The sequence below is a fragment of the Roseibium sp. genome (assembly GCF_025698965.1).
Lineage (GTDB): Bacteria > Pseudomonadota > Alphaproteobacteria > Rhizobiales > Stappiaceae > Roseibium.
In genome coordinates this window covers 1-25,012 of record NZ_JAILWL010000024.1, presented here as the reverse complement: position 1 = coordinate 25,012, position 25,012 = coordinate 1, and the positions used below count along the sequence as shown (strand labels likewise).

Below are 25,012 nucleotides of genomic sequence, written 5' to 3'. Positions count from 1 at the left end.
CCAGGGCTGTTTGACCGAGATGTCTGGAGCGACCAACAGCGAGAAGCGCCGTGTTGGCGGCGCCGCCGTCGATGGATCGGGTTATACGCATGGCCCCATTTGGAGTCAACACACTTTGTCAAAAAAGATTCACAGAAAGAAAGGCAGTTCGATTTTCTTATATTTCTCCGAGACTTAATTTGGATATTTTGTGCCGCGCCGCAAATATCACAGCTCCGCCCTTCATAGCGTCCCCTATATATATAAAGCGCTGAAAAGACGTGCCTGATGTGGAAAGTCGGACCCCACCTTCAAAAACCACAGAACGGACAAATTCTCGATCTAGGGAATGCATAATCTCCGCCGGATCCGTGTCTGGCAGAGCGGAAACAATTGACCTTTTTAATCAAACACTGCATGAAGCAGGTTCTAATTTGTTTGGCACCGCTGAACTGAAGGCTCCGCTTCTGTGCGAAACGGGTCTGATCTGCTGACGAGCTGTATGAAGGACCGGACGGGTATAAATGCATTTTGGCCCTTTCCATAGCGCACAGTCCATTCGCATCGAACTCGGTGAAGCTCCCCCATTGCGCGGATACGAAGGTCGCAATGGCATGTCGGACCGCCGACAGGTTTCCCTGCGCTGGCTCGCCGGAACGGTCCTGACCGGTGTTACCTCCCTGGTTCTGATGGGCGGTGCGCTGATGGCGGCACTGGATGGCCAGTACAGTGTCGAGGCCGCCCCCTCTTCCGATGCATTTTTGAACGGCTTTTCGAGCGCCAATGGTGGCAGCAGCAAAGGTGACCGTGTTCTTCGGACCGCAGCAGAATATTCCAGCAAACACGTCATTGATGTGAATGTGGTCTCTCGGGTCGGGGACAGGGACAATATCCGTGTTCAACCGCATGTCTTTGTCAGCGCGACCTTGGCAACCCGAAAAGACCCCGAGCTGGCCAACCAGATCCCGTCCTTCAATCCGCTCAACATGTTCGCGGAAAATCTGGACGACGACCTTTCCGGCGCCGCCGGTGAATCGGGCACATCCCTTCTGGTCGATTCCCTTTACGGAGCGAAGCTTGAAAGCGAAGTCAGCATCAGCCTGACACCGTTCCCTGCTTCAAGCGGTGACATTGACCTCGACAGGACACCATCGGAGACCGAAGTCGAGCTAAGTGTCCGCGACATTGCCAGAACGATGTCCATCGACGCGGTTGAGATGGCCGCAAAAACTCTGGTCGATCCCGGCCGCTTTGATTTCAACCTTGCCCTGCAGCCGGACCTTGAACGTTATGCCGTCAGGATCACGCCGGAAAACGTGTCTTTCGTTTCAAAGCGCGATGAAGAAATCCGCTTTGCCGGCATGGATGAAAGCATCGTGCCCGTCATCAAAGGACAGACGCTTGCAGACCTTCTTCTGGACCATGAAGCGACGGAAGAAGAGGCGACATCGATCACGTCAGCCTTCACCAACCTGTTCGGTATCTCCGAGCTGGAGGACGGTCAGCGGCTTCGAATTGCCTACGCGCCTTCACCGGAGGACCTGGAGCGGATGCGTCCCGAACGCGTCAGCCTTTACACCGACAAAGAGCATGATGCCACTGTCGCCCGGTCCGACAGCGGTGACTATATCGAGGCCGAAGAACCAAGCACCTTCCTGGCAGACGCCTTTGCAGAAGCCGATCGCGTTTCCTATGGCGGCCCGACGCCTGCGATCTATGACAGTCTTTACCAGACAGCCCTTGAGCAGAAGATGCCCGAGGAGATTATCAATGATCTGGTACGCATGTTCTCCTTTGACGTGGATTTCAATGCACGTGTCCAACCAGGCGATGCGCTCGAGTTGTTCTATACCGAGGGTGACGGCAAGACCGGTCCGAAAATCCTCTATGCGGCGCTCAATACCGGTGACTCGACCCGCGAGTTCTACCGCTATCGCACTCCGGATGACGGTGTCACCGATTTTTATGACGACTCCGGCCAGAGCGCCAAAAAGTTCCTGATCCGCAAACCGCTGAATGGCGGCAAGTTCCGCTCAGGGTTCGGCATGCGCCGACACCCGATCCACAAATACACCAAGATGCACCGTGGTGTTGACTGGTCGGCGCCGCGCGGAACGCCAATCATGGCCGCAGGTGACGGCGTGATCATCAAGGCAGGCTGGAGTTCGGGCTACGGCCGCCGTATAGAACTGCGCCACACCAATGGTTACACGACCACCTACAATCACCAGACAGGTTTTGCCAAAGGCATCAAGGAAGGTATCCGTGTCACCCAGGGCCAGATCATCGGCTATGTCGGTTCGACGGGCCTGTCCACCGGCCCCCACCTTCACTACGAAGTGCTGGTGAACGGTCGCTACATGGACCCGATGCGGATCAAGTTGCCGAAGGGGCGTACACTGGAAGGCGAAATGCGCGCAAACTTCGAAGCTGAACGTCACCGTGTCGATACGCTTCTGGACCGCGCCCGCAAACCTTCGCGCATCGCGGCCTTGAACTAGAGCTATCAAATGAATGTCGGATGCGCTTTGACGTTCCGATCAAAAAAACGCCCGCGGAACCAGTTTCCGCGGGCGTTGTGCTTTAGGAATTAGCTTCTGCTTCAGGCGGCGGCAATCTCGGAACCTTCCACCTGGAAGATCAGCCTGTCGGCGCCACCGGAAACATCCACTGTCTGACCATCCAGGATGTCCCCGGCCAGTATTTTCTCGGCCAGCGGATCCTGGACATCCTTCTGGATGACCCGCTTCAGCGGACGGGCCCCGTAGGCCGGATCATATCCCTTCTGCGCCAGCCAGCCGAGCGCACTGTCGTCCAGCTTGAGCGTGATCTTGCGGTCCGAGAGCAACGCCCGGAGACGTTCCAGCTGGATCTTGACGATATCGCCCATTTGCGACCGCTGGAGCCGGTGAAACAGGACGATTTCATCAAGCCGATTGAGGAACTCGGGTCGGAAATGTCCGCGCACAGCTGTCATGACCTCGTCGCGAACCGCATCGCTGTCCTGACCTTCCGGCTGGTTGACCAGAAACTCGGCCCCCAGGTTCGAGGTCATGATGATCAGCGAGTTGCGAAAGTCCACGGTCCGTCCCTGACCATCCGTCAGGCGGCCGTCGTCAAGAACCTGCAGCAGCACGTTGAAGACGTCGCTGTGTGCCTTTTCGATCTCATCGAACAAGATCACCTGATAGGGACGACGCCGAACCGCTTCGGTCAAAGCTCCGCCCTCTTCATAGCCGACATAGCCGGGAGGTGCTCCGATCAACCGGGCAACGGAGTGTTTCTCCATATATTCCGACATATCGATGCGCACCATCGCACTGTCGTCATCGAACAGGAAGCTTGCGAGCGCCTTGGTCAGTTCCGTCTTGCCGACACCTGTCGGGCCCAGGAACATGAACGAGCCGATCGGCCTGTTCGGGTCCTGAAGTCCGGCTCGCGCCCGACGAACAGCCGTTGAGACGGCATGGATTGCCTCTGCCTGGCCGATAACCCGATGCGCCAGCACATCTTCCATGCGAAGCAGCTTCTCGCGCTCGCCTTCCAGCATCTTGTCGACCGGAATACCGGTCCACTTGGAGACCACATGGGCTATGTGCGACGGCGTGACCGCTTCGTCCACCATCGCATCGGCATCTTCAGTTGCTTCTGCTTCGGACAATTGGCGCTCCAGGTCCGGCACGACACCGTAGGCAAGTTCCCCGGCCTTGGCGAGATCACCGCGCCGCTGCGCGATTTCCAGATCGATACGAGCCTGTTCCAGCTGTTCCTTGATCTTCTGTTCAAGGTTGAGCTTTTCCTTCTCGCCCAGCCAGCGATTGGTCAACGCCTGCGACCCTTCTTCAAGATCCGTCAGTTCCTTTTCCAGTTTCGCCAGACGATCCTTCGAAGCCTGATCGCTTTCAGCCTTGAGCGCTTCACGCTCGATCTTCAGCTGAATGATCCGGCGATCCAATTCGTCCAGTTCTTCCGGTTTGGAATCGACCTGCATTCTCAAACGGCTCGCAGCTTCGTCCACCAGGTCGATCGCCTTGTCCGGCAGGAACCGGTCGGTGATGTAGCGGTTCGACAGGGACGCAGCTGACACGATGGCGGAATCGGTAATGCGAACACCGTGATGGAGCTCGTATTTCTCCTTGATCCCGCGCAGGATCGACACCGTATCCTCAACCGTCGGCTCCGTTACGAATACCGGCTGGAAACGTCTTGCAAGCGCAGCATCCTTTTCCACATGCTTGCGATATTCATCAAGCGTGGTTGCACCAACGCAATGCAATTCACCGCGGGCCAGTGCTGGCTTCAGGAGGTTGGAGGCATCCATTGCCCCATCTGCCTTCCCGGCACCGACAAGCGTGTGCATTTCGTCGATGAACAGAATGATCTTCCCGGCAGCCGCTTCGACTTCCGACAGAACCGCCTTGAGCCGTTCTTCAAATTCACCCCGATATTTTGCACCGGCGATCAGCGAGCCCATATCCAGGGCAAGAAGTTGCTTTTCTTTCAGGGACTCAGGAACGTCGCCATTGACGATCCTCAGGGCGAGACCTTCGGCGATCGCGGTTTTTCCGACACCCGGCTCACCGATCAGGACCGGATTGTTCTTGGTCCTGCGTGACAGTACCTGGATCGTCCGTCGGATTTCCTCGTCGCGGCCGATAACCGGATCAAGCTTGCCGTCCCGGGCAACCTGGGTCAGATCACGCGCATACTTTTTCAGGGCGTCATACTGGTTCTCGGCCGTGGCGCTGTCCGCGGTCCGGCCTTGCCGCAACTGGTTTATGGCTTCGTTAAGACCATTCGGCGTGATGCCGTGGCGTTTCATCAGTTTGCCGGCTTCACTCTCAGTGTCCATTGCCAGAGCAAGCAGAAGCCGTTCGACAGTCACATAACTGTCGCCAGCTTTTTCCGCAATCTGCTCCGCCTGCTCAAATAGGCGGGCAGTTGCCTGCGCCATGTAAAGCTGACCGGATCCGCCAGAGACTTTCGGCATCTTGTCCAGCACACCTTCCAAATCCCCTTTCAGGGCTTTGGCCTGGCCGCCGGCACGGTCAATCAGCCCGGAGGCCATGCCTTCCGGGTCATCAAGCAGCACTTTCAGAATGTGTTCGGGCGAAAATTGCTGGTGCCCCCGCCCAAGTGCAAATGTCTGAGCCGACTGTACGAACCCACGCGCCCGCTCAGTGTATTTTTCAAAGTTCATTCGTAGCCTCCTACCCGTCCACACCACCCGAAGCGTGGGGAACGTTATGGGATTCGGACCCCGCATCCGGGCATCCGTGCAGCCTCATTGAGCGCTGCCTCCATAATATAGTGTTGCATTTTCATCACAAAAGACCCTTTTGCCGAAAACTGCCCCACAAACAAAAACGGCGCCCCAACGGACGCCGTTTTAATGCATTCAACTTATTCGAAGCTGACTATTCGGTGACAGTGGCAGCCTCAGTCGGCGCTTCTTCCGCAGACTTTGTGCGGCGCGGACGTGTTGTCCGGCGGCGTGTTTTCGGCTTCTCGTCTTCCGATTCTGCATTCCCTGTCTCGGAACCGTCGGCAGTTGCAACCGGTGCGTCTTCAGAGACAGCCTCGGAGGTCGTTCTGCGTGGGGTTCTTGTTCTGGGAGTGCGCGTCCGGCGGCGCGGCTTTTCATCCGCCTCTGCATCATCGCCCTCGGCATTTTGACCCGCTCCGTTCACCTGACCTTCCTGATCTATGACCGGCATGTCCTCGATAAACGGTTGCGGGCTGTCAGCATCGACAACATCACCATCCGCGGTTACACGCTCAGGTGCAGCGCGATCCTGCGACGGACGCTCAGAGCCGTTCACCGGAGCCGGTGTATTGGCGGACGTTGCAGTGTCCTGCCCTTCTTCGGCCTCGTTGCGCGGTGCCTGTTGCTGAGCCGCGGGTTGCTGTTGCGGCTGTGCTGCGGCGACGATACGCAGATAGTGCTCGGCGTGCTGATTATAGCTTTCAAACATCACACGGTCGCCGGATGCTTGCGCATCACGAGCGAGCTGCTGATATTTTTCCGCAACATGCATCGCCGTGCCACGGATTTTCACATCAGGACCGTTAGATTCGTAAGTCCGGGTTAACGGATTAGGACCCTTGCGGCCCCGTCCGCGCATGCGCTTATTGCTTTGATTTCCTGGTCTCATCCTGCCGTTTTCTCTTGCGGAACGGCGGTCAGTTATTCACTGACCCAACATCGGAATTGCCTAAAACCGACACGAAAAACTCACCGAAACCAACAGTGCTGGTTAGCGGCTGTCATTGAAAACTTACGCAGCGCGTCATAGGCCGCTGGCCAACACGCTTGTCTTTTTCTTCGACAGTCCGAAACACCGGAAAGCCCGATTAGCAACGACGTCCAGAACGCTAAAACTGCGCCTGTCACCACATTGCCGGATGCGTATGCCCCGCTAAACGCTGATAACATCTCCGGTCTCGGCAAGGTGAACCTACCCGTTTCCGCGACGATTTCCAAGTGCTTTTTCGCCTTTGGATCAAAACAATGAAATTATGCCTTCCGAGCGACGGCAACCCGGTCATTTCCGGAGAGATCCTTAATGATTTCAATTGCTACAAAGCCATGATGACGCAGCTGTTTTTTCACCTCGTCAGCTTGGTCATAGCCAATCTCAAATGCAATCTGTCCGTTGGCCCGTAACAGCCTCCCCGCATCCTCGATAATGCTGACATAGGCATCCAGACCGTTTTTTCCGCCATCCAGCGCAAGTTTTGGGTCGTGATGAATCACTTCGTCCGACAACTCTGACAGGACGGAGCTGCGGATATAGGGAGGATTGCTGATCACCCAATCCATTTCCCCTTCATGTTTGCCAGACGAACCGGTCCTGAGTGCCGAAAGATAATCGGCACAAACGGGGTAAAACCGGTTGCAAACTTTGTGCATCGCAGCATTTTCGGAAGCGCAAATCAGCGCATCTTCCGACAGGTCGATCGCGATCATCCTGCTACGAGGCAGTTCCGCCAAAACAGAGATCGCAATTGCACCTGTCCCGGTTCCCACATCGCACATAAGAAGGGCACGATCAGGATCACTTCTTTCCAACACCGCATCGACCAGCGTCTCCGTGTCCGGTCGCGGTTCCAACGTCGCGGCATTCAGACCGAACCGGCGACCGTAAAATTCCCTTTCGCCGAGAATTCGGCCAACAGGTTTGCCTTCAAGACGTTGTTTTGCGTACGTCAGAGCTTTTTCGGCATCCTCGCTTGAAACATCGTTGTGCTCATCCAGTACAAGTTCGGAAATCGATATCTTCAAAGCCGCACTGACAAGAAGTTTTGCATCCAGGTCAGGTGTCTGGAGTTCCGCCTGCCGAAATTGATCTCGAACCTGCCGGTAGAGCTGGCCAATCTGCATGATCAGGTATCTTCGGAGGCCAGAAGGTTGGCCTGATGGTCCATGATCAAGGCATCGATCACCTCTCCAAGCCCCTCCCCGGCAACAATTTGCTCAAGTTTATAGAGAGTAAGGCCGATGCGGTGGTCGGTGACCCGCCCCTGCGGAAAATTGTAGGTCCTGATCCGTTCCGAACGGTCTCCGGACCCGACTTGAAGACGGCGCGCTTCGGTACGTTCACTCGCGGCCCGTTCTCGCTCTTCGTCATAGACACGTGCGCGCAAAAGCTGCATCGCCCGTGCCTTGTTCTTGTGCTGCGAACGCTCGTCCTGGACAGCGACAACAATGCCGGAGGGAATATGTGTAATTCGAACCGCGGAATCGGTCGTGTTCACGTGCTGACCGCCAGCACCGGACGCCCGAAACGTATCGATACGCAGGTCGCTTTCCTGCACATCGACATCGACATCTTCAGCCTGTGGCAAAACCGCGACCGTTGCCGCCGAAGTGTGAATGCGCCCACCCGATTCAGTGGCAGGAACCCGTTGCACCCGATGAACTCCGGATTCAAATTTCAGTCGGGCAAACACATTGTCACCGGAAACAGAAGCAATGACTTCCTTGAACCCGCCGACTTCTCCTTCGCTTGAAGAGAGAATTTCGACTTTCCAGCCCTGCAACTCAGCGTAACGCTGATACATGCGAAAGAGATCCCCGGCAAACAGCGCCGCTTCGTCTCCGCCGGTCCCGGCCCGAACTTCTAAAATAGCGTCGTTGGCATCCGCTTCGTCTTTTGGCAGCAGGCCGATACGAACATCCTGGGACAGGTGTTCGACGCTTTCGGTAAGCTCGTCGCGTTCCATTTCCGCAAGCTCGCGCATTTCCGCGTCCGTCTCCGGATCGTCAATCAGAGCAACCGCCCCGGCAAGTTCTTCTTCCGCCTTTATCAGAGCCCGGATCTTTTGAACGAGCGGCTCCAGCCCTGCATACTCGCGCGAAAGTTTCACATAGGCAGCAGGATCCGGGCTCGCCGACATCATGTGTTCGATTTCGGCAAAGCGGTCGAGCAGATTATCAAGTTTATGACGCGCCAGCATACGCGCAGGTTCTCCTACAATCCCGTATCGATGGGTGGACTATGCATGCCGCAGCTAAAGGGCAACATCCGTTTCGGCAGCAAAGCGTTTCAGGACTTCCCGAATATTGCTGTCGTCGTGCCCAGGCTCCAGCCTGGGCTGCAAACGCGCGGACAACCGCCCCGCGTCCAGTGTACGCAACATCGCTTTCACCGGACCAAGCGATGCCGGTGACATTGACAGATCCCGATATCCAAGTCCGACAAGAGCCATGGCCTCCAATGGCCGGCCTGCAAGCTCCCCGCACAAAGTTACCGGGACATGCGCCTTATTTGCGGCATCGACGATGGATTTCAAGGCCCGCAGGAACGCAACATTCAAGGTATCAAACCGGTCCGCGACCCGGGTGTTGCCACGATCGACCGCACAAAGGAACTGAAAGAGATCATTCGAGCCGACGGAAACAAAGTCGACATAGGCCATCAACTCATCCAGCTGGAACAACAGGGACGGCACCTCGACCATGACCCCGAGACGGACATGTTCCGGCGTTGCATGCCCGTGCCGGCGCAGATGCTTGACTTCCTTGTCTACAAGGGATTTTGCCTGCAGAAATTCGTCGACTTCCACCACCATCGGGAACATGAGTTTCAGCTCGCGACCTGCAGCAGCGTGTAGCAGCGCCCTTATCTGTGTCCGCAACAGACCAGGTCGGTCGAGACCAAGGCGCAGCGCACGCCACCCCATCGCAGGGTTTTCCTCCTGGATCGAGCGAAGATAGGGCAAGACCTTGTCACCGCCGATATCAAGCGATCGGAACGTAACCGGCTTGTCTTCCGCCGCATCCAGAATCTGGCTGTATTGCGCTTGCTGCTCGCGCATTCTTGGGAACGAAGACGCGACCATGAATTGCAATTCGGTACGGAACAGGCCGACACCCGCGGCTCCCGATTCGGCCAGATGCGGCAAATCGATCAACAGACCGGCATTCATCTGGAGGGAAAACTCGACCCCATCCTTGGTGACGGACGGTTTGCTGCGCAAACGCCTGTACTGCGCCTGCCGCCGCGCGCGGAACCTCACCTTTTCCGCGTAGGCGTTTTCCAGATCGGCGGCGGGCCGCAAATGCACTTCACCCGTATCGCCGTCGACGATGATGGCATCACCACCATCGGCGAGGCTGACGATATCTTCCACCAGGCCTACGGTGGGAATTCCGAGCGCGCGCGCCACGATGGTGACATGGCTGGTCGGGCCGCCCTCTTCCAACACCAGTCCCCGGATCCGGTCGCGACCGTAATCCAGAAGTTCCGCCGCACCCATGTTCCGGCCGACAATGATGGCATCCTGTGGCAGTTCTTCCACACCCGGTCCGTGTTCACGACCCATGAGTTCGCGAATCAGGCGATGGGCAAGATCATCCAGATCGTGCAGGCGTTCACGCAGATAAGGGTCGGTCTGGCGCAACATGCGCGCACGCGTGTCGCTTTGAACTTTTTCAACGGCGGCTTCGGCCGTCAGGCCGTTCTTGATCGCATCTTCAATCTTGCGGATCCAGCCCCGGTCATAGGCGAACATCCGATAGGCTTCGAGGACTTCCCTATGCTCTCCGGTTGCCGCAATCTCGCCGCTTGCCAAAAGGTCATCGATGGACAGGCGAAGCCGGTTGATGGCCCCGTCAAGACGGGTCTTTTCCCGGTCTGTATCTTCCGCAATCAGATTGGTGACGACGACACGCGGTTCGTGAAGCACCACATGGCCAAGACCCACGCCCTCCGCCAGACCGGTTCCTGTTGCCGTGATCGGCCTCGAGAGATCCAACCCGGTAGCTTCCTGGGCGATCGCCTCCAATTCACCTGCTGCCACCATTTCGGCGATCACCATCGCTGTCGTCTGCAGTGCTTCGACTTCGTCTTCCAGATATGTACGGTGTGACTGGTTTTGAACCACGAGAACGCCGAGCGTACGTCCAGCGCGTAGAATCGGCACACCGAGAAACGAATTGTAGGCCTCTTCACCTGTTTCGGGCAGATAGGTGAAACCCGGATGTGCACTGGCGTTTGGTAGATTAAGCGGGCGGGCTTCAGCTGCAATCAGACCAACGAGACCCTGGCCGACGCGCAGAGAGGCATGGTGAACCGCCTCGCGGTTCAGACCTTCGGTCGCGTAGAGCTCAAGGACACCATCGGCCCGAAGAATATAAACCGAACACACTTCGGCGACGACATTCGATGCGATGAGCACCACAATCTTGTCGAGTCGCTCCTGCGCCGTGATCGGTTCCGCCATGACTTCACGGAGTCTGCGGAGCAATAGGCGCGGTCCGGCTAGGTTGCTGCGCATTGCGCCCCCGTTTGATCCTGCTCCGGACAAGCTCCGGCTCTCATTCCTGCCGGAGCCCGCTTGCCGGATAAACTATCCGTCTAAACCGTATAGCGAATGGAGAGTCCGCACTGCAAGTTCCGCATAGGCAGAATCGATCAGCACGGAAATTTTGATTTCCGAGGTTGTGATCGCCCGAATGTTGATTCCCTTCGATGCCAGACCACGGAAACACTGGGCCGCAACACCAGCATGAGACCGCATTCCAATGCCGATCACCGACACCTTGACGACATCGGTCGCCCCTTCAAGGTTCTGGAAACCGATCTCTTCACGGTTTTCATCCAAAACCTTTTTCGCACGGTCGAAGTCGCCTTCCGGAACCGTGAATGTGATGTCGGTGGTCTTTCCGTCAGGTGAGATGTTCTGGACGATCATGTCCACGTTGATATGGGCATCGGCAAGCGGGCCAAACACGGATTCGGCAACACCCGGCTTGTCGGCCACGTCACGGATAGAGATTTGAGCTTCGTCTTTGGCATAAGCAATGCCGGTGACAACCTGCTGTTCCACGAGTTCGTCCTCGTCGCAAATTAAAGTACCAATCGGAAGGCCGTCATTGCCGACCTGCGGTGCGTCCGGATCGTCAAAACTGGACCGCACGAACGTCCTGACACCGTGGACCATGGCCATCTCGACCGAGCGCACCTGAAGAACTTTCGCGCCGAGAGACGCCATCTCCAGCATTTCCTCAAAAGAAACACGCTCAAGACGTTGCGCCTTGGGCTGAATGCGCGGGTCCGTCGTATAGACACCATCAACGTCAGTATAGATATCACATCGGTCGGCCTTGATGGCTGCGGCGATAGCGACCGCGCTGGTGTCCGAGCCGCCGCGACCCAGGGTCGCGATACGATTGTCCGGCGAAATACCCTGGAACCCGGCGAGCACGGCAACCTGCCCCTGCTCCAGCCGTTCGGTCAGAAAACCACCTTCAATCTCGCTGATACGCGCTGCGCCATGATTCTCATCGGTCTTTATGGGTACCTGCCAACCCTGCCAGGACCGGGCGTTCACCCCCATATCCTGCAGAACGATTGCCAACAGGCCCGATGTCACCTGTTCACCGGATGCGACAACTGCATCATATTCACGGGCATCGTGCAGCGGCGCGGCATCGCGGCAGAACTGCACCAGCTTGTTGGTCTGTCCGGCCATGGCCGAAACAACGACCGCAACCTGATGACCGGCATCCACTTCCCGCTTGACGTGGCGGGCGACATTGCGGATGCGATCAAGATCGGCAACCGAAGTCCCACCAAATTTTAAAACCAGTCGGGCCATACCACTCGTATTCTTTTAAACGTGTCTTGAAGCGCCTGACGCTCCGGATGGATCGGCGCACATGCATACAGGCTGCGTTCCTTTGCTGCAACCAGCTCTCTTGACAAATACGGCAAGACCTTGGAACGACAGCTGACTGGATTTATTCCGCCGATGCCCCGACAGGGCTTCGCCCGAACGAAAGGATCGTCCGATGACAGGCAAGGCTCAACAATCCAAAGGTACGATCGACAGCGAAGAGGTTGCTCGATTTTCCGCCATGGCTGAGCAATGGTGGGATCCAACGGGAGATTTCAAGCCGCTTCACAAATTCAACCCGGTTCGCCTTGCCTATATCAAGCAGGAAGTGTGCCGGCATTTCGGGCGAGATCCGAAAGCCGCCGATGCTTTCAAGGGCTTGCGTTTTCTCGATATCGGGTGCGGCGGCGGCCTCCTGAGCGAGCCGATGGCCCGTCTCGGAGCTGACGTTCTGGGCGCGGACGCGTCGGAAACCAATATCAAGATTGCCCGGCTCCATATGGAAAATTCGGGCCTCGACATCGACTACCGGGCCGAAACAGCCGAAAAACTTGCCGAAGACGGCGAAACCTTCGACGTCGTTCTCAACATGGAAGTGGTTGAACATGTCGCCGACGTGCCGCTGTTCCTCAAGGCCACCAGTCAGATGGTTCGCCCGGGTGGACTGATGTTCGTTGCGACCATCAATCGCACACTGAAAGCCTATGCGTTGGCGATTGTCGGGGCGGAATTCGTATTGCGTTGGTTGCCCAAGGGAACACATTCCTACGAAAAGCTGGTCAAACCGTCCGAAATCGAAGGCCCGGTCAAAGATGCCGGCCTGAAAATTATCGATCGGTCCGGCGTCAGTTACAATCCACTGACAGATACCTGGAGCCAGTCGCGCGACATGGATGTGAACTATATGCTTCTGGCCGAAAGGGCCACGTCCTCCTGATGAGCGATCCGATTGTCTTTGTTCCAGGCCTTTTGTGCACAGAGGCTCTTTTCGCGCCGCAGATCTCCGCGTTCGCAGATCGTCCGATCATGGTCGCAAACCACCGTGAACACGAAACTATTGCGGAAATTGCACAGCATTTGCTGAAGACCGCTCCACCGAGATTTTCGCTTCTGGCACTTTCCATGGGTGGCTATGTTGCGATGGAAGTTCTGCGGATTGCGCCGGAACGCGTCGGTCGACTGGCACTTTTGAGCACAAATTCGCGCGCCGATACACCCGAGCAGACCAAACGCAGAAAATTCCTGATCGAACTGACCCGCAAGAAAGGCTTCTCGAAGGTTCCGCATCTGCTCTATCCCGGCTTCGTTCACGAAATGAATGAAGAAAACGATGTTCTGAGGGCGATCGTCGTCGAAATGGCAATGGACACAGGACCCGAGGCCTTCATCCGTCAGCAGACGGCGGTTTTCACGCGGCCGGACTCCCGCCCGTCACTGAAGGACATCGCCTGCCCCACGCTCGTTGTGGCAGGTGACGGCGACCGGCTGACCCCTTTGCCGATCGCGAAAGAAATCCAGCAGGGTATTCCTGGCAGCAATCTTGCGGTCGTAGAAGGTTGTGGCCATTTGCCAACCCTGGAAGCCCCGGAAAGAACGACCTATCTGCTGACCGAATTCCTCAACGGCAGATAGCTCCGGGCTGGAAACTTTCAACAATTCGCAACAAGTCCTCCTCACTTTGATCGGTGTCAAAGATCCCGCTTGCAGGCAGAGTACAGTTACGTCAACTTAAGGACCGGACCCGGGAGACAACACCTCGGTCCAGCGCCGAACTCTCGTATGGGCCGGAAGGACGGGCGGCACTCGTCCTGGCAAAAGGCCGGCTGCAGCATGACGGACAAAACGCGGAGGATTTCTCATGCCTAGCAAACGCTATTCGGATGCATTTGACTTCAGCAAGATGATGACGGACTGGCCGATGCCGGCATTCTCGAACTGGTCCCTTGCCGAGCGCGAGGACCGCATCGAAGCCAAAACGATCGCCAGCATCCAGAAGATGGGCCAAACGATGTGGTCGCATGCCGAGAAAGCCTTTGACGATCACATGAAATTTGTCAGCCACAGGATTCACGAAGATTTCGAATGCGCAAAATCCCTGAGCCAGTGTGTGGCACCGGAAGAAACAGTGGCCACACTGCAGAGCTTCTATTCAAACATGGCGTCTGAGTACCAGGACCATTTCGAGAAGCAGGCCAGCCTGTTCCGAGACAGCTTCACGGAAAACGCGGCTGCGGTAGAAGAGTTCAACGAGACAGCCATGGAAAGTGTGAGTGAACTGAGCAAAGCCGCTGAAGAGTCCCTTCAGGAAACACAGGCAGCAAAACCGAAGTCGCGCCGGAAACCTGCAACTGCTGCAAAAAAATAAACGAATTTTCAGCGTGAAATGTCTCAAAACCTGATCGAAGATGCCATCATGCCGTCAACGGTGTGATGGCATTCATGACGATCAGTTTTTGTCGTCCGGAAGTTCGGGCAAAGGCAGAACGGAAATGCCTTCCTCAAGCAGTTCCTCGGCGTCCTGAAGCGAAGTTTCCCCGTATATGCTGCGCTCTTCTGTTTCGCCATAGTGAATCTTGCGGGCTTCGGAAGCGAACTCCGAACCGACATTTTCCGAGTTTTCCATGATACGCGTGCGCACAAGACGCAGGGCTTCGACGATTTCCTTCTGACGTAGATTTTCCGGCAACAGCGCGGAAGGTTGCATCGGCGGCGTGCTTACCGGTTGCGGTGTTTCTTTTTTGCTTGCCGGAGCCGCAGGTGCCGCGGCGTTATCGATGCTGGCGACCGGAGACAAGGCCTCGCGCTTTCTGGACGTGGAAACCGCCGGTGCCATCAACGCCTTCCTGACATCGGTCGCTCCGCACATCGGGCAGACGACAAACTTGCGCTCGCACTGCGCTTCAAAGTCTCCGGAGTTCCGGAACCAGCCTTCAAAGCTATGGGAAGCTTCGCAAACGAGCGTGTATTTGATCACGCCGACATCTCCTTCAGGCCTTCGGCAACACTGCACTCGAAGTCCCGTTCATTGATGATCGCGGGAATGCGTGCACGCGCCTTGGCCACGTTTTCAGTATCGATTTCTGCCAGAACAAATCCTGGTTCATCATTTTCCAGCTCTGCAATCACCTCACCCCATGGATCGACGACAAGACTGTGCCCGTAGGTCTCCCTGCCGTCCTCATGCGTGCCGCCTTGCGCAGCCGAAACAACATATGCGCCGTTTTCGATGGCGCGGGCGCGCTGTAGCACATGCCAATGGGCTTTGCCAGTCTGACGGGTAAAGGCCGCAGGTCCGGTCAGCACTTCAGCACCTGCGCGCGCCTGCGTGCGGAAAATGGCCGGGAAGCGAATATCGTAACAAATCGCCATACCCAGCCTTGCAAAGGGAAGATCGGCAACAATGGTTTGTCTTCCCGGTTCATAGGTCGCGGATTCCCGCCAACTTTCGCCATTTGGCAAATCCACGTCGAACATGTGGATCTTGTCATAGCTGGCAAGGATCGCTCCATCAGGCGCTATCAGAAACGCACGGTTGGCAACCTTGCCGTTCTCCAGCAGAATTGCCAGAGATCCGAGATGCAGATAGACCTTGAGTTCTTCCGCAAGTGACTTTGCAGCGCTTAAAAACGGATCGGTGTCCTGCAGCGATATTCGCTCCATGAGCTCATCCCGGCTCCGGACCAGAAGGTTCGACATTTCCGGCGTTTGAATATAGCACGCGCCCGCGCCCGCTGCCGCCCGGATCAATGTTTCTGCATTCGCGGTGTTGTCCCGAGTGTTTTTTCCGCTTCTAAGCTGGATACAAGCTGCCGTGAATGAGGGCATCCGTTTGCCTTAAGGTCTGATTGATAAACGTGGACAATTGCACACTTAATCAGGATGCAAGCAAAGCGTCCAGTTTGCCTGAGCGCTCCAGATCATGCAGATCGTCACAGCCACCCACATGGGTTTTGCCGACAAAGACTTGCGGAAACGTCGACCGTCCGTTGGCTTTCTGCAACATTTCCTTGCGCAAGCCATTGTCAAATGTTGCGTCATGCTCCTTGTAGGCAACGCCCTTTTTGTCCAGAAGGCGCTTCGCTGCCGTACAAAATCCGCAAAGCTGGCGGGTGTAGATGACCACTTCAGTCATTAATTCCGATCCTTTCAGTCAACGTTGTTTCACCGTCACCACTCGCGAGCAGTCGGTCGAAAATCCCGGCGTTATATGCGTCTGGTTCGCGGAAACTCAAGAGACAAGAGAGCTTGTCAGAAAATTCCATCTCCATGCTGGAGTTGGTTTTTCGGGTCGGCATACGCAAATGTGAGCACATCGACAGACGCTGCCCCTGCGGCCAGAAGGGTTTTGCTGCATGCGCTTATGGTCGACCCGGTCGTGATAACATCATCAATCAAAACTACGTGACGCCCGAAGAGATTGCCTGACTGGTTTTTACTGACCTCAAATGCGGACCGCACGTTTTTCTGCCTGTCTCCGGCTGACAGGCCGACTTGCTGACGGGTGCGCTTGTGACGCCTGAGCAGGTCAGGTTGAAACCGGCCACCGCATTCCCGTGCAACCACTCTGGCAAGATCGGCAGATTGATTGAACCGCCGGGATAGGAGGCGACCCCGGTGCAAAGGCACAGGAATTATCAGACTCTGCTTACCAAGAAACTCCGACCCGGTCCGGCTCATCCACCGCCCCATCGGCATTGCCAATTCCCGCCGACCGGAGAATTTCAATGCCAGAATCAGGTCCCGCGCCGGGCCATCATAGAAGGCGACAAACCTCAAACGGTCGAACACCGGCGGGGATGCGATAGCCTGGGGGCTCCAGGCCTCCTCACCGACATCATAGGCAAAGGGTGTACCGAGACGTTGGCACCAGGGTTTTTCAGTGAAAGACGTCTTTTGCCAGCAACTTGCACAAAGTCCTTCTGCGGTTCCGACCTTGGCGTCGCAACTCGTGCATCTGAGCGGCAACAGAAAATCCAGAACCAGACGCGTGGCTGCCTTCGGAACCGATGTCAGTTTGTTGCCGATAGCCAGCACTTTGATCCCTTCTTGAGACGATGTGTGAGAATGCCAAATGAAAATTGTGCACACAACCGCACAGGTGTCATCATTCGGTTGGATCGACAACTTCGATCCTCTTTGACCTTGCCGCCCGGATACCATATGTGGTCGCAGAGTTTTCCAGGGAGTCCGAGCTCAGCATGTCAACCCAGCCAGACCTGTTCGATCGCAGACTTTTTCAGGCCCGCCGCCGGCGCGCACTTAAAGCTGCCAGGCAGGGTGCCGACTTTCTTCTCCAGACCGTAGCCGACGACCTGGAGGAACGTCTTTTTCTCGTCAATCGGACCTTCGGGACTGCGGTGGATCTTGGGGGGCATACCGGGCTTGTCTCGAAAGCTGTTATGAATTCCGGCAAGGCAGACCGGCTGATCAGAGCGGATCTCCTTGTACCCGACCCCAGCCAACCACTGCCGGACATCGTATGCGACGACGCATTGTTGCCTTTCAAGGATCAATCCCTCGACCTCATCGTGTCGGCGCTCAATCTGCAATTCGTCAATGACCTGCCTGGCAGCCTGATCCAGATCCGCCGCGCGCTGGCGCCGGACGGGCTGTTTCTGGCCACACTGCCTGGTGCAGGCACGCTCACCGAATTGCGCGACAGCCTGACCCGGGCCGAACTGGAGATCAAGGGCGGCGCTGCAGCCCGGGTTCTTCCATATGCCGATACACGCGATCTGGGCAGCTTGCTGCAACGCGCAGGATTTGCCCTTCCCGTGACGGACCTCGACACGGTGACCGTACGATACGATTCCATGTTCGCACTGCTTGCAGACTTGCGTGCCATGGGAGCGACATCGGTTCTGAAAGACAGAAGCCGGACGCCGCTTTCACGTCAGGTTCTTCTCCGTGCCGCCGAGATTTACGCTGAAAACCATTCAGATCCGGACAGACGTATCAGAGCGACATTCGCACTTGTCACATTGTCGGGATGGGCACCGCATGAAAGTCAGCAAAAACCACTGCGCCCCGGCTCTGCGAAAACCAGACTGGCTGACGCACTCGGGGTTCAGGAACAAAAGTTATCTGATTAGCAAATGAGTAAATCGAACCGGGTGTGCGATGTTCAGTAGCCTGCGGACGTCATCGCGTCTTGCATTGCGGTCGTGACCGATTTGAAGTAGCCATCTCGAATTGTGGTGCCGACAACACTCATCGACGCGATTAGCACGACTGCAAGCAGACCTGCGATCAGTCCATATTCAATCGCCGTCGCGCCACTCTCATCACGACAAAGACGCCGCGCGGTCCAACGCAGTTTTAACAGATGATCACTGACCGTTTTCGTCACGACTTGCATCTAAAGCCCCTCAGACCACCAATCGTTAACCCGACACTGCCTCCATCAAGTGAGGAATGAGCGGTTCGTCCGCAGCCGGCATAGGAAAATCCCTTAACCTGATGGCTCTGACCCACTTCAAAGCCTGGTTTTCTTGACCTCGCGGAATGCCGTTCCACCTGCGGCAGATAAAAAGTGGCATGAGTAAGTGAAAATCTTCATAAGAGTGACTGGCAAAAGTCAGGGGTGCCAGACACGCTTCGTTAACCTCAATTCCGAGTTCTTCGCGCAATTCACGGATCAGGGTCTCTTCCGGACGTTCCCCAACTTCGACCTTTCCTCCGGGAAATTCCCATAGGCCGGCCATGGATTTTCCTTCTGGACGCTGTGCCAAAAGGATACGCCCATCGACGTCAACCAGGGCGCAAGCCGCGACTAGAACGATCTTGGTCATGTTCTGATGTCCAATTCAAAGGCAGGTGATGACGACCTGGAAGCCGGCGCAGGACCGCCGGACCTGCTTCCGGAGTGCTCTAACTGCGGTAGTCACCGTTGATGGCGACATATTCTTTGGTGAGGTCACACGTCCAGACCGTTGCCGATCCCCTTCCAAGTCCAAGGTCGACGCGAATGACTATGTCTTCCTCTTTCATGACAGCAGAGGCGGCCTCTTCGCTGTAGTCCGGGTCACGTTCGCCTTCGACCGCGACACGAATATCGCCGAACCAGATTGCCAGGCGGTCCCGGTCAGCCGGTTCGCCCGCCTTTCCGACAGCCATCACGACCCTGCCCCAATTGGCGTCTTCACCGGCGACTGCCGTTTTGACGAGCGGAGAATTCGCAATGGAAAGAGCAATCGTCTTGGCGGACTGATCACTTTCAGCACCGTCAACGCGCACTTCCACAAATTTACGGGCACCTTCGCCATCCCGGACGATCTGTTGCGCAAGGTCCAGCATAACGTCTCCAAGCGCCGCCCGAAGAACCGACACGCGTGGATCTTCCGAAGATGTTACGGAACTGATCCCCTTTTTCTCCGCGGCACCGGTCGCAAACAACAGAACCGTATCGGACGTGGACGTATCGCTATCGACGGTCACGGCATTGAAACTGCCGCCGGTTTGGCTGCTGAGCAGGTCCTGCAGAACGTCGGGTGCGATTGGTGCATCCGTGAAGATGAACGACAGCATGGTCGCCATGTCCGGCGCGATCATGCCGGCGCCTTTGGCAATACCATTGATTGTGATCGTTTCGCCGTCGAGCTCAACTGTGCCGGTCGCCACTTTCGGAAAGGTGTCCGTCGTCATGATTGCCTTGGCGGCATCAAGCCAGTTCGCACCGTCCTGCTTGTCTTTCAGCTCCTGGATGACGCTGGAAAAGTTTTCCGCCGGAAGCGGCTCTCCGATCACACCGGTGGAGGCCAGAAAGATTTCGGCAGAAGGACACTCCAAAGCGCCAGCGACAATGTCGGCTGACAACTCAACCGCAGCCTGTCCCTTCTTGCCGGTAAACGCATTTGCATTACCGGAATTCACAAGCAGTGCACGGGCACGACCGTCCGGCAGTCTGTCCTTGCACCAATCCACGGGAGCCGAGGAGCATTTCGACTTGGTGAAGACACCGGCAACAGCCGTCCCCTCTCGGACAGTAACCAGCAACACATCCGTCCGGTCTTTGTATTTGACGCCTGCTTCGGCGGTCGCGAATTGGACGCCGTCGATTTCCGGCATATCCGGATAGGATTTGGGTGCAAGAGGAGAAACGGTCGTCGACATCGGTGCTGTTCCGGAATGTTATTGAAACAGGTGTCCCTAGCCACAAGGACGCGAGAAGCGCAAGCACTTTCGCGACTGATACCAGAAACCAGCAAATACAAAAACAAAACCCGGCCCTCACTCAGGCCGGGTTTTCAGACGTGTTGAAGATCCCGCTTACTCGGACTTCTCACCTTCGGTTTGTTCCCCCCCTTCGGGTGCGTTGGCGAGCGCCTCATCAAGAATTTCGACTGCTATCGCGTCCTTCAGCTCAGCCATCTTGGCTTCGTACCGGTCGCGGATCAGCTGTTGGCGCAATCCGGGTGACACAGCTTCAAGAGCTGGCTTTTCCTGCTGCCGCTTGTCCTCAAGCTTGATCACATGCCAACCGAATTGCGTTTCCACAGGCTCCTTGGTGTAGCTGCCCGGCTCTAACGCGTACACGGCATCTTCGAAAGGTTTCACCATCTGCCCTTTGGAGAAGTAACCAAGGTCACCGCCATTGGGGCCGGATGGTCCCGTGGATTTTTCCCTCGCGAGTTCGGCAAAGTCAGCACCTTCATCGAGTTCCTTCACAAGAGCTTCGGCTTCGGCCTTGTCCTTCACCAGAATGTGACGGGCGTTGATCTCCTCCGCTCCTTCAAAATCTGCAAATTCTTTTTCATAGGCTGCCTGAAGGTCGTCTTCGGTGATCGATCCATCAATTTTCTGGGCGAGATACGCGTTTCTCAGAGCGCGGAGCTCCAGAAATTCCAGCTGCTTTTTGAAATCGGGATCCTGATCCAGACCATCTTCACGCGCGGCCTGGGCGAGCAACTCCATATCGACAACGACGTCGAGCAGAATCTGGCGCCACTGCGCCGGTGGGAAACGTTGCAATTCCTGACCGAGATCGTTGGCTGCAAATGCAATATCAGCTTCCGTGATTTCCGCATTGCCGACTTTTGCAACCACATCATTCGGTTCGGCTGCAATCAGGGAAGCGGATCCGAGCGTCATGGCCAGGAAGGAAACGGCAAGCGCCTGGGCCGGCCTGCGCATCGAAATTCGGAACATAAGAAGTCCTTTACGTAGAGGAACAGTAATTTATTGCCCTCATTTGAGAAGGCGGAGCTACTTTGCCTATTCCAGCGACGTTGACAAGCATACGGCCCCCTCTTATCTGTCGGGCGTCCCTGCTTGCGGGCTGGGATGGCATCTTTTCGGCCGCGATTACCGGCCAGCGCGTTGCGCTTGGCGGCAACGTGGACAGCAATTGAGACGATTTCAAGGGCGGGCGCCATATGCCAGTTGGCGCCGCCTGGTAGGGAAGGACCGCCACATGGCTGGCCTTGGCGCATTAGCACGTAAGATTTTCGGTTCTGCGAACGACCGGAAAGTAAAGTCATTTCGGGCACAGGTTGACGAGATCAACGCCCTTGAAGCGGAAACCCAGGTGCTGTCGGACGAAGCTTTGCGCGCCCGGACAGACGAGTTCCGCGAAAAACTGAAAAACGGCGCAAGCGTTGACGACATCCTGGTTCCGGCCTTCGCGACGGTCCGTGAAGCGGCCCGCCGCGCGCTCGGACAACGGCACTATGATGTCCAGTTGATCGGCGGCATGGTGCTGCATACCGGCCAGATCGCCGAAATGCGGACCGGTGAGGGCAAGACCCTGGTCGCTACCGCGCCGGTCTACCTCAATGCCCTTGCAGGCAACGGTGTCCATGTCGTCACCGTCAACGACTATCTTGCCCAGCGCGACCGTTGGCTGTATTATCCACGGACTGTCCGATGAAGAAAGACGCGACGCCTACGCAGCCGATGTCACCTACGGCACCAACAACGAATTCGGCTTCGACTATCTCCGCGACAACATGAAGCACGACCGGGAGTCGATGGTTCAGCGCGGACATTCCTACGCGATCGTCGACGAAGTGGATTCGATCCTGATCGATGAAGCCCGGACACCGCTGATCATTTCCGGCCCGCTGGAAGATCGTTCCGAGTTCTACAACTCGGTCGATGCCTTTATCCCGAAGCTGAGCGATGAAGATTTCGAACTCGATGAAAAGGCGCGTTCTGCGACATTCACCGAAGCCGGTAACGAAAAACTCGAAGGGTTGCTGAGCGAAGCAGGTCATCTGAAGGGTGATTCGCTCTACGATGTCGAAAACGTTTCAATTGTTCACCACCTGCAACAGGCGCTGAAAGCGCACAAGCTGTTCCAACGCGACAAGGACTACATTGTCCGCAACAACGAAGTGGTGATCATCGACGAATTCACCGGTCGCATGATGCCGGGCCGCCGTTTTTCGGAAGGCCTGCACCAGGCACTGGAAGCACGTGAAAATGTCCGCATTCAGCCTGAGAACCAGACTCTGGCCTCCATCACCTTCCAGAACTATTTCCGCATGTACGGCAAACTGGCCGGCATGACCGGTACCGCGTCGACCGAAGCCGACGAATTTGCCGACATCTACAAGCTTGAAGTCGTTGAAATTCCGACAAACGTTGCCGTCAAACGGATTGATGACGACGACGAGGTCTACCGGACGGTTCAGGAAAAGTTCAATGCGATCGTCAAACTGATTGACGACTGCAAGGAACGCGGCCAACCGATCCTGGTCGGCACCACATCCATCGAGAAATCGGAGTTCCTTGCTGAACTTCTGAAAAAGCATGGTTACAAGCAGATCGACCTGAGCGACCCTGCCGCGTTCGCCGCGGCTCAGAAGGAAAATGACGGCAAATCCAAGATCTTTGCGGTTCTGAACGCCCGGTACCACGAACAGGAAGCTTTCATCGTGGCCCAGGCAGGTCTGCCCGGCGCCGTTACCATTGCCACCAACATGGCTGGACGCGGCACGGATATTCAGCTCGGCGGCAATGCCGACATGCAGATTGATATGGAACTCGGCGACATGCCCGAGGGGGAAGAGCGTACCGACAAGGAAACGCAGATCCGCACTGATGTTGAAAAGCTGAAGGAAAAGGCGCTCACAGCCGGTGGTCTATATGTGATCGGCACAGAGCGTCACGAAAGCCGCCGTATCGACAACCAGCTCCGTGGCCGCTCCGGCCGTCAGGGTGACCCCGGTCACTCCAAGTTCTTCCTGTCCCTTCAGGACGACCTGATGCGCATCTTCGGATCAGAGCGCATGGACTCAATGCTGCAGAAACTCGGTCTGGAAGAAGGCGAAGCCATCATCCATCCGTGGATCAACAAGGCACTGGAAAAAGCTCAGCAGAAGGTTGAGTCCCGCAACTTCGATATCCGTAAGAACCTGCTGAAATTCGACAACGTGATGAACGACCAGCGGAAGGTGGTTTTCGATCAGCGTATCGAACTCATGGACAGCGAAGCGATCCAGGATGCAGTTTCAGACATGCGGCACGATGTCATAGACGATCTGGTCGCCAATCATATCCCCGAACGCGCCTATCCCGAACAATGGGATACCGAAGGCCTGCAGGAAGAGGTTCGCAAGTATCTGAACCTCGATTTGCCGGTGAAGGAATGGGCGGCCGAGGAAGGCATTGCGGAAGAAGAGGTCAAGGACCGTCTGCGCCGTTCCGCTGACGAAGCCATGGCCCAGAAAGTTGCCAAATACACGCCGGACGTCATGCGTCAGGTTGAAAAGGCGGTCCTCCTTCAAACACTGGACAATCTGTGGCGCGAACATCTGGCCAACCTCGACCATCTGCGTTCGGTCGTCGGCTTCCGTGGCTATGCCCAGCGCGATCCGCTGCAGGAATACAAAACCGAAGCTTTCACGCTGTTCGAATCCATGCTGGCGCAATTGCGTCAGATGACGACGGCACAGCTGCTGCGCGTGGAGCTCGTCACCGAACAGCCGCCGCAAATGCCGGATGAGCCGGAAATGCATGCCCATCACATCAACCCGCTCACCGGGGAAGATGAGATGGCCATGGCTGACGCACAGCTTTCCGCTCCGAAGGAACGGGATGCCAACGATCCTTCGACCTGGGGCAAGGTTGGCCGAAATGAAGCCTGCCCGTGCGGTTCCGGCAAAAAATTCAAACATTGCCACGGCGCTCTGGTCTGATTTCGAACGGCATTTTCAAACGAAGGAAGGCCGGCCCCATTCACGGGCTGGCCTTTTTCGTGAAATTCCGGCAGTTTGCGCCTGCTTCAATCTGTAAGAGCCCTCAATGCCAACGACCGCCGCTTCGAAAATCTACGTTTCCAGACGCGAATGCAGTCGCCCTGCGGCTCCTTTGCTGAGCATCATCGTTCCGGTCTTCAACGAAGAAGACGTCATTCGTCACTTTCTGGAAGAGACCCGTCCGGTTCTGGACCGGACCGGACTGGAATACGAATATGTCTTCATCGATGACGGCAGCCGCGACAAGACTGCGGATATTGTATCGGAACAGCTCAAAGCGGGTTTACCCGGACGGCTGCTGGCCCTGTCGCGAAATTTTGGCAAGGAAGCTGCCCTGTCAGCAGGTCTAGAGGCGGTCAAAGGAGACATAGCGGTCATCATCGACGCTGACCTTCAGGACCCGCCGGAGCTGATCCTCGAGATGCTGAACGGGTGGCGCGCCGGGTATGACGTCGTTTACGGCCTGAGAGTCGACCGATCGTCCGACACGCTGGTGAAACGCTCGACGGCGAATATGTTCTATCGCCTCTTCAACAAACTGGCCAATATCGACATGCCCGCAAATGCCGGCGACTATCGCCTGATCGACCGGGCGGTGATTGATGCCTTGCTGAAATTGCCGGAAAGAAACCGGTTTATGAAGGGCCTGTTTGCCTGGGTCGGATTTCCCGCAATGGCACTTCCCTATGAGCGCCCGCCCCGGAAGGCCG

At 56.4% G+C, this 25,012-nt stretch carries 20 protein-coding genes and 1 pseudogene; 7 read left to right on the top strand and 14 right to left on the bottom strand.

Translation table 11 applies throughout. The annotated features are described in order from the left end of the window. Window positions 1-503 precede the first annotated feature (503 nt). Window positions 504-2,480: a M23 family metallopeptidase gene (locus K5905_RS03655; protein WP_297580416.1), complete on the top strand. Its 1,977-nt coding sequence runs from the start codon at window positions 504-506 to the stop codon at window positions 2,478-2,480. A gap of 101 nt (window positions 2,481-2,581) precedes the next feature. On the opposite strand, the gene clpB is transcribed toward K5905_RS03655, so the two are convergent. The 6 genes from clpB to K5905_RS03625 all read right to left on the bottom strand — a co-directional run bounded on the left by clpB (window position 2,582) and on the right by K5905_RS03625 (window position 12,084). After that, complete coding sequence (gene clpB, locus K5905_RS03650) at window positions 2,582-5,179, bottom strand: ATP-dependent chaperone ClpB (RefSeq protein WP_297580414.1); 2,598 nt, start codon at window positions 5,177-5,179, stop codon at window positions 2,582-2,584. A 217-nt stretch (window positions 5,180-5,396) separates the two neighbouring features. After that, the gene (locus K5905_RS03645; RefSeq protein ID WP_297580412.1) at window positions 5,397-6,134 is read right to left on the bottom strand and encodes a DUF4167 domain-containing protein; all 738 of its coding nucleotides are present in this window, start codon (window positions 6,132-6,134) and stop codon (window positions 5,397-5,399) included. Window positions 6,135-6,496: 362 nt separating this feature from the next. Continuing rightward, a complete protein-coding gene (gene prmC, locus K5905_RS03640; RefSeq protein WP_297580410.1) occupies window positions 6,497-7,363 on the bottom strand; it encodes a peptide chain release factor N(5)-glutamine methyltransferase in 867 nt (288 codons plus the stop codon). A gap of 2 nt (window positions 7,364-7,365) precedes the next feature. After that, on the bottom strand, window positions 7,366-8,439 hold the full coding sequence (gene prfA / locus K5905_RS03635) for a peptide chain release factor 1 (protein WP_297580409.1): 1,074 nt from the start codon (window positions 8,437-8,439) through the stop codon (window positions 7,366-7,368). Between the two features lie 54 nt (window positions 8,440-8,493). Continuing rightward, window positions 8,494-10,761 carry a phosphoenolpyruvate--protein phosphotransferase gene (gene ptsP / locus K5905_RS03630; protein ID WP_297580407.1) on the bottom strand — a complete coding sequence of 756 codons (2,268 nt, stop codon included), beginning with the start codon at window positions 10,759-10,761 and terminating at the stop codon, window positions 8,494-8,496. A 72-nt stretch (window positions 10,762-10,833) separates the two neighbouring features. Further along, complete coding sequence (locus K5905_RS03625) at window positions 10,834-12,084, bottom strand: aspartate kinase (protein WP_297580405.1); 1,251 nt, start codon at window positions 12,082-12,084, stop codon at window positions 10,834-10,836. A gap of 193 nt (window positions 12,085-12,277) precedes the next feature. Here K5905_RS03625 and ubiG point away from each other — a divergent pair, with 193 nt between their 5' ends. The 3 genes from ubiG (at window position 12,278) to K5905_RS03610 (ending at window position 14,467) form a co-directional block, all read left to right on the top strand. After that, window positions 12,278-13,039: a bifunctional 2-polyprenyl-6-hydroxyphenol methylase/3-demethylubiquinol 3-O-methyltransferase UbiG gene (gene ubiG, locus K5905_RS03620; protein WP_297580403.1), complete on the top strand. Its 762-nt coding sequence runs from the start codon at window positions 12,278-12,280 to the stop codon at window positions 13,037-13,039. Beyond that, complete coding sequence (locus K5905_RS03615) at window positions 13,039-13,734, top strand: alpha/beta fold hydrolase (RefSeq protein ID WP_297580401.1); 696 nt, start codon at window positions 13,039-13,041, stop codon at window positions 13,732-13,734. The genes ubiG and K5905_RS03615 overlap by 1 nt, the downstream gene beginning before the upstream one ends. A gap of 226 nt (window positions 13,735-13,960) precedes the next feature. After that, complete coding sequence (locus tag K5905_RS03610; RefSeq protein ID WP_297580399.1) at window positions 13,961-14,467, top strand: hypothetical protein; 507 nt, start codon at window positions 13,961-13,963, stop codon at window positions 14,465-14,467. 81 nt (window positions 14,468-14,548) lie between these two features. Here K5905_RS03610 and K5905_RS03605 read toward each other — a convergent pair whose 3' ends face one another. The 4 genes from K5905_RS03605 to K5905_RS03590 form a co-directional block, all read right to left on the bottom strand. Continuing rightward, complete coding sequence (locus tag K5905_RS03605; protein ID WP_297580397.1) at window positions 14,549-15,076, bottom strand: DUF1178 family protein; 528 nt, start codon at window positions 15,074-15,076, stop codon at window positions 14,549-14,551. Next, window positions 15,073-15,927, bottom strand: a complete 855-nt coding sequence (locus tag K5905_RS03600; RefSeq protein WP_297580395.1) for a carbon-nitrogen hydrolase family protein — start codon at window positions 15,925-15,927, stop codon at window positions 15,073-15,075. The genes K5905_RS03605 and K5905_RS03600 overlap by 4 nt, the downstream gene beginning before the upstream one ends. 49 nt (window positions 15,928-15,976) lie before the next feature. Beyond that, entirely contained in the window at window positions 15,977-16,234 is a 258-nt protein-coding gene (grxC, locus tag K5905_RS03595) for a glutaredoxin 3 (protein WP_297580393.1), read from the bottom strand. Window positions 16,235-16,350: 116 nt separating this feature from the next. Then, on the bottom strand, window positions 16,351-17,136 hold the full coding sequence (locus tag K5905_RS03590) for a ComF family protein (protein ID WP_297580391.1): 786 nt from the start codon (window positions 17,134-17,136) through the stop codon (window positions 16,351-16,353). A gap of 164 nt (window positions 17,137-17,300) precedes the next feature. Between K5905_RS03590 and K5905_RS03585 the strand changes: the two genes are divergently transcribed. Beyond that, window positions 17,301-18,194 (top strand): methyltransferase domain-containing protein, encoded by an 894-nt coding sequence (locus K5905_RS03585; protein ID WP_297580389.1) that lies wholly within the window; start codon window positions 17,301-17,303, stop codon window positions 18,192-18,194. Between the two features lie 32 nt (window positions 18,195-18,226). On the opposite strand, the gene K5905_RS03580 is transcribed toward K5905_RS03585, so the two are convergent. The 4 genes from K5905_RS03580 to K5905_RS03565 all read right to left on the bottom strand — a co-directional run bounded on the left by K5905_RS03580 (window position 18,227) and on the right by K5905_RS03565 (window position 21,249). Continuing rightward, window positions 18,227-18,460 (bottom strand): Flp family type IVb pilin, encoded by a 234-nt coding sequence (locus K5905_RS03580; RefSeq protein WP_367186891.1) that lies wholly within the window; start codon window positions 18,458-18,460, stop codon window positions 18,227-18,229. Window positions 18,461-18,485: 25 nt separating this feature from the next. Continuing rightward, window positions 18,486-18,893 carry a (deoxy)nucleoside triphosphate pyrophosphohydrolase gene (locus tag K5905_RS03575; protein ID WP_297580387.1) on the bottom strand — a complete coding sequence of 136 codons (408 nt, stop codon included), beginning with the start codon at window positions 18,891-18,893 and terminating at the stop codon, window positions 18,486-18,488. Window positions 18,894-18,972: 79 nt separating this feature from the next. Beyond that, window positions 18,973-20,214 carry a bifunctional glutamate N-acetyltransferase/amino-acid acetyltransferase ArgJ gene (gene argJ, locus K5905_RS03570; RefSeq protein WP_297580385.1) on the bottom strand — a complete coding sequence of 414 codons (1,242 nt, stop codon included), beginning with the start codon at window positions 20,212-20,214 and terminating at the stop codon, window positions 18,973-18,975. Between the two features lie 156 nt (window positions 20,215-20,370). Next, the gene (locus tag K5905_RS03565) at window positions 20,371-21,249 is read right to left on the bottom strand and encodes a peptidylprolyl isomerase (protein ID WP_297580383.1); all 879 of its coding nucleotides are present in this window, start codon (window positions 21,247-21,249) and stop codon (window positions 20,371-20,373) included. A 265-nt stretch (window positions 21,250-21,514) separates the two neighbouring features. Between K5905_RS03565 and secA the strand changes: the two are divergent. Together secA and K5905_RS03555 are read left to right on the top strand one after the other, a co-directional pair. Further along, window positions 21,515-24,242: pseudogene (secA, locus tag K5905_RS03560) on the top strand (preprotein translocase subunit SecA). 106 nt (window positions 24,243-24,348) lie between these two features. Continuing rightward, window positions 24,349-25,012 (top strand): glycosyltransferase family 2 protein (locus K5905_RS03555; protein WP_297580381.1); only part of this gene is annotated, 664 nt, incomplete at its 3' end.

What these genes read in the sequence shown, in the direction of transcription:
- ptsP (WP_297580407.1), bottom strand. Translation starts at nt 10,761, where the DNA reads ATGCGCAGCAACCTAGCCGGACCGCGCCTATTGCTCCGCAGACTCCGT.
- K5905_RS03610 (WP_297580399.1), top strand. Translation starts at nt 13,961, where the DNA reads ATGCCTAGCAAACGCTATTCGGATGCATTTGACTTCAGCAAGATGATG.
- K5905_RS03615 (WP_297580401.1), top strand. Translation starts at nt 13,039, where the DNA reads ATGAGCGATCCGATTGTCTTTGTTCCAGGCCTTTTGTGCACAGAGGCT.
- argJ (WP_297580385.1), bottom strand. Translation starts at nt 20,214, where the DNA reads ATGTCGACGACCGTTTCTCCTCTTGCACCCAAATCCTATCCGGATATG.
- K5905_RS03655 (WP_297580416.1), top strand. Translation starts at nt 504, where the DNA reads ATGCATTTTGGCCCTTTCCATAGCGCACAGTCCATTCGCATCGAACTC.
- K5905_RS03580 (WP_367186891.1), bottom strand. Translation starts at nt 18,460, where the DNA reads ATGCAAGTCGTGACGAAAACGGTCAGTGATCATCTGTTAAAACTGCGT.
- K5905_RS03585 (WP_297580389.1), top strand. Translation starts at nt 17,301, where the DNA reads ATGTCAACCCAGCCAGACCTGTTCGATCGCAGACTTTTTCAGGCCCGC.
- prmC (WP_297580410.1), bottom strand. Translation starts at nt 7,363, where the DNA reads ATGCAGATTGGCCAGCTCTACCGGCAGGTTCGAGATCAATTTCGGCAG.
- K5905_RS03565 (WP_297580383.1), bottom strand. Translation starts at nt 21,249, where the DNA reads ATGTTCCGAATTTCGATGCGCAGGCCGGCCCAGGCGCTTGCCGTTTCC.
- ubiG (WP_297580403.1), top strand. Translation starts at nt 12,278, where the DNA reads ATGACAGGCAAGGCTCAACAATCCAAAGGTACGATCGACAGCGAAGAG.
- K5905_RS03625 (WP_297580405.1), bottom strand. Translation starts at nt 12,084, where the DNA reads ATGGCCCGACTGGTTTTAAAATTTGGTGGGACTTCGGTTGCCGATCTT.
- prfA (WP_297580409.1), bottom strand. Translation starts at nt 8,439, where the DNA reads ATGCTGGCGCGTCATAAACTTGATAATCTGCTCGACCGCTTTGCCGAA.
- clpB (WP_297580414.1), bottom strand. Translation starts at nt 5,179, where the DNA reads ATGAACTTTGAAAAATACACTGAGCGGGCGCGTGGGTTCGTACAGTCG.
- K5905_RS03575 (WP_297580387.1), bottom strand. Translation starts at nt 18,893, where the DNA reads ATGACCAAGATCGTTCTAGTCGCGGCTTGCGCCCTGGTTGACGTCGAT.
- K5905_RS03600 (WP_297580395.1), bottom strand. Translation starts at nt 15,927, where the DNA reads ATGCCCTCATTCACGGCAGCTTGTATCCAGCTTAGAAGCGGAAAAAAC.
- K5905_RS03645 (WP_297580412.1), bottom strand. Translation starts at nt 6,134, where the DNA reads ATGAGACCAGGAAATCAAAGCAATAAGCGCATGCGCGGACGGGGCCGC.
- grxC (WP_297580393.1), bottom strand. Translation starts at nt 16,234, where the DNA reads ATGACTGAAGTGGTCATCTACACCCGCCAGCTTTGCGGATTTTGTACG.